Annotated in this window: 5 protein-coding genes, 1 pseudogene and 1 riboswitch; all 6 genes and pseudogenes read right to left on the bottom strand. The window is 29.3% G+C overall.

Translation table 11 applies throughout. The features are described 5' to 3' along the window. Nucleotides 1-19 precede the first annotated feature (19 nt). Nucleotides 20-121, bottom strand: a riboswitch (purine riboswitch). Between the two features lie 59 nt (nt 122-180). Then, nucleotides 181-1,364 (bottom strand): annotated as a pseudogene (gene larC / locus KGF42_RS12400) (nickel pincer cofactor biosynthesis protein LarC). Nucleotides 1,365-1,448: 84 nt separating this feature from the next. Then, nucleotides 1,449-2,189: a nickel pincer cofactor biosynthesis protein LarB gene (gene larB / locus KGF42_RS12405; RefSeq protein WP_227822770.1), complete on the bottom strand. Its 741-nt coding sequence runs from the start codon at nt 2,187-2,189 to the stop codon at nt 1,449-1,451. A 263-nt stretch (nt 2,190-2,452) separates the two neighbouring features. Continuing rightward, nucleotides 2,453-4,081, bottom strand: a complete 1,629-nt coding sequence (groL, locus tag KGF42_RS12410) for a chaperonin GroEL (RefSeq protein WP_227822769.1) — start codon at nt 4,079-4,081, stop codon at nt 2,453-2,455. 32 nt (nt 4,082-4,113) lie between these two features. Beyond that, nucleotides 4,114-4,398, bottom strand: a complete 285-nt coding sequence (groES, locus tag KGF42_RS12415) for a co-chaperone GroES (protein WP_227822768.1) — start codon at nt 4,396-4,398, stop codon at nt 4,114-4,116. Between the two features lie 192 nt (nt 4,399-4,590). After that, a complete protein-coding gene (gene cls / locus KGF42_RS12420) occupies nt 4,591-6,081 on the bottom strand; it encodes a cardiolipin synthase (protein WP_227822767.1) in 1,491 nt (496 codons plus the stop codon). A 17-nt stretch (nt 6,082-6,098) separates the two neighbouring features. Then, nucleotides 6,099-6,974: a DNA glycosylase gene (locus KGF42_RS12425; protein WP_227822766.1), complete on the bottom strand. Its 876-nt coding sequence runs from the start codon at nt 6,972-6,974 to the stop codon at nt 6,099-6,101. Nucleotides 6,975-7,193 lie beyond the last annotated feature (219 nt).

A 7,193-nucleotide genomic window follows, 5' to 3' on the forward strand; every position in this document is an offset into this window, starting at 1 on the left:
TTTACTTAACTAGGTCTTTTGGTATAATAATTTCACTCATAGTCAAGATATTTACGGTATCTTGGTAGAGACTCTCAGACCATATTTCTGAGCATATACGAGTGAGTTTATATTTTATATATTTTTTTCTGTTTGCTTTTATTTAATAAGGCTGAATATTAATTTATCAAAATTTATTACTTATGTCAATAAGTTTTCACTAAATTCTTCTTTTATTCTAAAATTTATATCAGCAAACACTTTTTTTATAGGAATATCTTCATTTTTTGCTATAGTTTTACATTCATTATATTCTGGAGTAGCCTTAACTAGTTCATCTTTATAATACCCTAATTTCACTGTAACCACACCATATTTTGTATCCAATTTTACAAATTTTCTATCTAGAATCTCTCTATTATACACATTATATCGCACTCCAAAAGTGCTAGTTTCTAAAAGTAATATTTTAATAAATTTTTCTAAATCTGATTTATTACATAAAATTGATACTTTTGTTGCAGGTCTATTCTTCTTCATATAAATACTCTCTGTATAAATATCTAATGCTTTCTCATCTAATATTTTTTCATACAAATAAGAATAGATTTCTGAAGACATATCATCAATATTTGCACTAATTTCATAAATTAATTCTTCTTTTTTTTTTCACCTAATACAGTTCTTAGCATATTTGGTACTTCAAACTTCTTATGACCTATTCCATATCCAATTTGTTTTGGAGAAAATTCAAACTCATCCACAAACTCATCACACAAGACTTTTATGATTGCAGCTCCTGTTGGGGTTGTACATTCTCCTTTTACATTGTTTAATTTAATTGGTACACCTTTTAAAATTTCCATAGTTGCAGGTGCAGGTATAGGTATAATTCCATGTTCACATTTTACAAATCCTGAACCAACAGACACTGTACTAGCACAAACTTTATCTACACAAAGTAAATCAACTAATATACAAGCTCCTACTATATCTACAATTGAATCTATAGCCCCTACCTCATGAAAATGTATCTTATCTATTGTAGTTCCATGAACTTTTGCTTCTGCTTCCCCAACTACCATAAATATTTTTTTTGATTTAGATTTTACATTTTCATTTAGATTACTCTCATCTATAATTTCAAATATATCAACTAAGTTTCTGTGTGCATGTGTTTCTTTTGTAATTACTTCTACTTTTGTCCCTACTATTCCATTCTCATTCTTTGAGCTGATGTTTATGTTAAATTCATCACTCATTATTAGTTTATGAATTTCCTCCAAAAAAATTTCCTTAGGTACACCTAAATTTAATAAACTCGCAAGGGTCATATCCCCTGATATACCGCTTATTATATCAAAATAAAGTATTTTTTCACTCATATACGTCTCCTCAATTTTAATAGTAAAAATATAATAGAAATTAGATTTTATTATATAATTTATGTTTAATTTATATCAATGTATTTACAGCTTATTTATCATTGCTGCTAAATATCCTGCTCCAAATCCATTGTCAATATTTACAACAGATATTCCAGATGCACAACTATTTAGCATAGCTAACAATGCTGCTAACCCTCCAAAATTCGCCCCATATCCAACAGAAGTTGGAACAGCTATTACTGGAACGTCAACCAATCCACCAACTACACTTGCAAGAGCACCTTCCATTCCTGCAACAGCTACTATTACTCTGGCACTATCTATTTTATGTCTTTTATTTAAAAGCCTATGTATACCTGCCACTCCAACATCATATATTCTATCAACATCATTGCCTAAAAATTTAGCTGTATGATAGGCTTCATCTGCTACTGGTATATCAGAAGTTCCCCCTGTAACAATCACAATTTTACCTTTTCCTATATTCTCTACATCATGATTTTGAATCTTTAGAATTTTAGATAATTCTTCATACTCAGCATGACTATAGATTTCTTTAATTTTTAGAAATGTTTCTTTTCTACATCTTGTCCCCAATATGTTAGAACCTTTTTGATTCATTTTATCAACAATCCCTAAAATATGCTCATCACTCTTACCTTCACAATAAATAACCTCTGGGTATCCATTTCTTAATTCTCTATGATGGTCTATGTTTGCATATCCAAGGTCTTCATAGGGCAAATCTTTTAATTTCTCTAATGCAAAATCTATATCAATATTTTCATTTTTAACCTGTTCAAGCAACTTTCTTAAGTCCATATTATCGCATCCTTTTAAATTTAATTTATTCTCTACCAACAATTATACCTTAATTAATATGTATCTAACATCATAACCTAAAAAATAACAATACACCTCTAAAAATATTATTATAATCTAGATACTAATTATTTGAATATGTATATTGGATTTATAAATACGCAAAAAATTAGATATATATAAAAGAACTATTTCAACTTAGACATTAAAATCTAAGTCGAAATAGTTCTTTATATTAAAATTTATATTTTAAATTTTTTAAATTACATCATACCTGGCATTCCGCCACCCATTCCTGGCATTCCTGCATCTTCTTTCTCAGGAAGGTCAGCAACAGCAGCTTCAGTAGTTAAGAAAGTACCTGCTATTGATGCAGCATTTTGTAAAGCACTTCTACTAACTTTAGTTGGGTCAACTATACCAGCTTCTATCATATTTACATATTTTTCATTTAATGCGTCAAATCCAGTTTCTGCTTCAGCATTAACAACATTTTGTACAATTACAGCACCTTCAAGACCAGCATTTATAGCTATTTGTCTTAACGGCTCTTCTAATGCTTTTTTAACTATTTGAGCACCTAGTTTAACTTCTCCTTCTAAACTCTCAACTAGTGTTCCTATTGCTGGTATGACACTAACAAAAGCAGTTCCTCCACCAGCTACTATACCTTCTTCTACAGCCGCTCTAGTTGCATTAAGAGCATCTTCTATTCTTAATTTTCTTTCTTTTAACTCAACCTCTGTAGCAGCTCCAACTTTGATAACAGCTACTCCTCCAGCAAGTTTAGCTAATCTTTCCATTAATTTTTCTCTGTCAAAATCTGAAGTAGTTTGTTCTACTTGATGTTTAATTTGAGTCACTCTATCTTCTATAGCTTTTTTATCTCCAGAACCATCTACTATTGTAGTACTTTCTTTAGTTACTTTAACAGATGAAGCTCTACCTAACATAGATAAATCAGCTTCTTTTAAATCATAACCTAATTCTTCTGATATTACTTGAGCACCTGTAAGTATTGCTATATCTTGAAGCATTTCTTTTCTTCTATCTCCAAAACCTGGAGCTTTAACTGCTACTACATCAAATGTTCCTCTTAATTTATTAACTACTAATGTAGATAATGCTTCACCCTCTACATCTTCAGCTATTATTAATAACTTTTTACCTTGTTGAACTATTTGCTCAAGAATTGGTAACAATTCTTGTATGTTAGATATTTTTTTATCAGTGATTAGTATATATGGGTCATTTAAAACTGCTTCCATCTTATCTACATCTGTAACCATATATGCAGAAACAAACCCTCTATCAAATTGCATACCTTCAACAGCATCTAATTCAGTATTCATAGTTTGAGATTCTTCAACAGTTATAACTCCATCTTTACCTACTATTTCCATAGCTTCTGCTATTAATTTTCCAACTTCTTCATCACCAGCAGATATAGAAGCAACCTGAGATATAGCTTCTTGTGTTTCTACTATTCTTGATTGATTTTTTAATTCTTCTACTGCTAGTATTACTGCCTTTTGTATTCCTTTTCTTAATAGGATTGGGTTAGCCCCTGCTGTTACATTCTTTAAACCTTCTCTTATTATAGCTTGTGCTAAAACTGTAGCAGTTGTAGTACCATCTCCAGCTACATCGTTAGTTTTTGTCGCAACTTCTTTAACTAACTGAGCACCCATATTTTCAAATCTATCTTCTAACTCTATCTCTTTTGCTATAGTTACACCATCATTAGTTATAAGTGGAGAACCAAATTTTTTATCTAATATAACATTTCTTCCTTTAGGTCCTAATGTTACTTTTACTGTATCTGCTAATTTATTTACACCAGTTTCTAAAGCTCTTCTTGTTTCTTCTGAAAATTTAATTTCTTTAGCCATTTTAAACGCCTCCTAATAAATTCATTCTATATTTATTCAATAACAGCTAATACATCACTCTGTCTTAGTATTGTATACTCTTGTCCTTCTATCTTAACTTCTGTTCCAGAATATTTTTGGAATATAACCTTGTCTCCTACTGTCAATTCCATCTTTATTTCTTTCCCTTCAAATATTCCACCTGGTCCAACTTCTACAACTTCAGCTATTTGAGGTTGCTCTTTAGCTGCTCCTGGTAAAACTATTCCACTTGCAGTTTTTTCTTCTGCTTCTACTTTTTTGATTACTACTCTGTCAGCTAATGGTCTTATTTTCATTATTAACGCCTCCTAAAATATTAAGTATAGACTAGTTCGCCTATGTTTTTAGTTATTTTTAGATTAATACTACTTTTATATGTAGATTTATATATATACTTTTTATTTATTATCACTCTATCTAATAGAGTGCTAACAATTATTATAATATACCAATCACACATAATTTTCAATACCTTTTTTAATAATTTTTTATAATATTGGTGAAAATAGTCTTGCTACAGATTCTTTGATTTTTTGTATGATATTTCTATTCTTAAATACCTCCAAATTAAGTTCTTCACAGTGACTTAAATCTTCAAAGAAATCATCTGTCATTACTCTAATAACTTCTTCATCATAAATAAATGCATTTACTTCAAAGTTAAGCATAAAACTTCTTAAATCCATATTAGCTGTACCTGCAGAAGCAATTTTATCATCTATTATTACGACTTTAGAATGGATAAACCCTTTATTGTACAAATAAACTTTGCCACCTGCTCTTAATATTTCTTCAAAATATGAATAAGATGCTATGTTTACTATCTTATGGTCTGCAATTTTTGGAAATATTATCCTCACATCGACTCCACTAAGCGCAGCACTTTTTATAGCTTTTAATAAGCTTTCATCTGGAATAAAATATGGCGTTTCTATATAAACATTTTGTCTAGCTTGGCATATTGCAGAAAAATAAGCATAATGAATATCTTCCCAGTCACTATCTGGACCACTTGCAACAACCTGTATCATACTTTCACCAATATTCCCTACACTTGGAAAGTAATTTTTAGTTACCAAGACTTCTTTTGTTGTATAATACCAGTCAATCAAGAATGTCATTTGAAGCATGTATACAGAAATACCTTTAATCCTAATGTGAGTATCTCTCCAATATCCAAACTTATCATTTTTTCCTAAATATTCATCTCCTATATTTATTCCACCTGTATATCCAATTATTCCATCAATAACAACAATTTTTCTATGATTTCTATAGTTTAATTTTCCTCCTATTATAGGAAATTTTGTAGGTAAAAATGCTGCAATTTCTATACCTACTTCTCTCATTTCTCGGAAAAATTTTCTATTAAACCAAAATCTCCAACATCCTACATCATCATATAAAATTCTTATTTTAACGCCTTCTTTGGCTTTTTTTATAAGTTCTTCTTTTAACACCCTACCTATTTCACTATCTTTGATGATAAAGTACTCTAAATGTATATGGTCTTTAGCTTCTCTTATATCTTCTATAAGTCTTTTAAACTTTTCATTTCCATCTACAAATACATCCACCTTATTATTTTTAGTAAAGGGAAACATACCAGTCTTCAACAACATATTTATTACCCTTTTTCTATAACTACCATCCTCTTCGTCTCTTAAAAGCTTATTTTGCTTTATAGATTCCTTTTCTAGTTCAACTATTTCTGTTATCTTTTCTAATGTATCAAAGAGTTTCTTTTCTTTTATATTATTAGCTAGTTTTTGAGTCTTAAATAATTTTCGTTTTCTAATATTTCTACCTGAAATAGCATATATAATTAAACCTATACCCGGAAATATAATAAACATCAATAACCAAGACATGGTTTTTGCAGGGTCTCTATTTTCAAGCAATATAATCACAGAAATTATGGCTCCAGCTAGATATGATATAATTAAATAGAACAGAAATATTGTTCCTATTACTCCCATAATTTCTCCCCCTTAATTTATTTTCCTATACCGAGTTCTCTTGCATAGTAAAATAAGTACTGTTGAGCAAATCCAGACATTTCTTTAAATTTATCAATTCCATAAGTTCTCATTTTAGGTAAACTCATATCTTCATCTATATAGAATTCTTGCATAACTCTCTTAACCCAAACATCAACTGGAAAAGAATCATATTTTTGCATTCCAAATAATGCAATACAATCACATACTTTTGGTCCTACTCCATTAAATTTTAAAAGCTCTTTTCTACAATCATCTGTACTTAAATTTGTATATTCAGATACCTTATCATTATTTTCTATAACTGCCTGTGTAGTGCTTTTTATGTACTTATCTCTAAAACCTGTTTGACATGCTCTTATTTCCTCTTGCGAGGCCTTATTCAGCTCTTCTGGTGTTGGGAATGCATAGTATTCATTACCTTCATACTCACCTATATACTTACCAAATTTTCTTGATAAATTTTCTATTGCTCTTTGTATCATAGGAATTCTATTATTAGAGGAAATTATAAATGATATAAGCATTTCCCATCCATCTTGTCTTAATATTCTTATTCCCCATCCAAATTCAGTAGCCTTATTTAAATATTCATCCATATTTTTTAGCTTATTCTTTATTTCTGTATAATCAGTTCCTAAATCAAAGTAATTATACCAAATACTATTAAACTCCTTTAAATTTGTATTATTTAAATATATTTTATCATTCTCTTTTTTGACATTTAATATTCTCCCCTTTGCAACACCAGTGTATGAGCCATCTTCTTGTTTGTGCCATCTAAAACATTGACCACACTCAAATATATGTACTGGGTCAAAATCTGTTACTCCTTCTAGTATAACTCCATTATCATTTTCATAAACATTCATATACCAAATCTCCTTAATATTTATATTTTCATTTTATTTATTTACTTAAAAACTTAACTTTAATATGTGCATTTTACTTATTTTAACACAAAGATAAGTAATATTCAAAAGATTTAATATTTCCTTAGCTCTTTTATACAATATTTGTCCACTTTCTGTTATAAAAATAGTCTTTTGCTTAATAGACCTATTTATAAGCACAACTTTAAAATAATTTTC

Origin of the sequence: Clostridioides sp. ZZV15-6383, from assembly GCF_020657735.1 — a bacterium.
GTDB lineage: Bacteria > Bacillota > Clostridia > Peptostreptococcales > Peptostreptococcaceae > Clostridioides > Clostridioides difficile_D.

Bases quoted from the DNA above. Each gene is read 5' to 3' on its own strand.
- larB (WP_227822770.1), bottom strand. From the start codon at position 2,189: ATGGACTTAAGAAAGTTGCTTGAACAGGTTAAAAATGAAAATATTGAT.
- groL (WP_227822769.1), bottom strand. From the start codon at position 4,081: ATGGCTAAAGAAATTAAATTTTCAGAAGAAACAAGAAGAGCTTTAGAA.
- groES (WP_227822768.1), bottom strand. From the start codon at position 4,398: ATGAAAATAAGACCATTAGCTGACAGAGTAGTAATCAAAAAAGTAGAA.
- cls (WP_227822767.1), bottom strand. From the start codon at position 6,081: ATGGGAGTAATAGGAACAATATTTCTGTTCTATTTAATTATATCATAT.
- KGF42_RS12425 (WP_227822766.1), bottom strand. From the start codon at position 6,974: ATGAATGTTTATGAAAATGATAATGGAGTTATACTAGAAGGAGTAACA.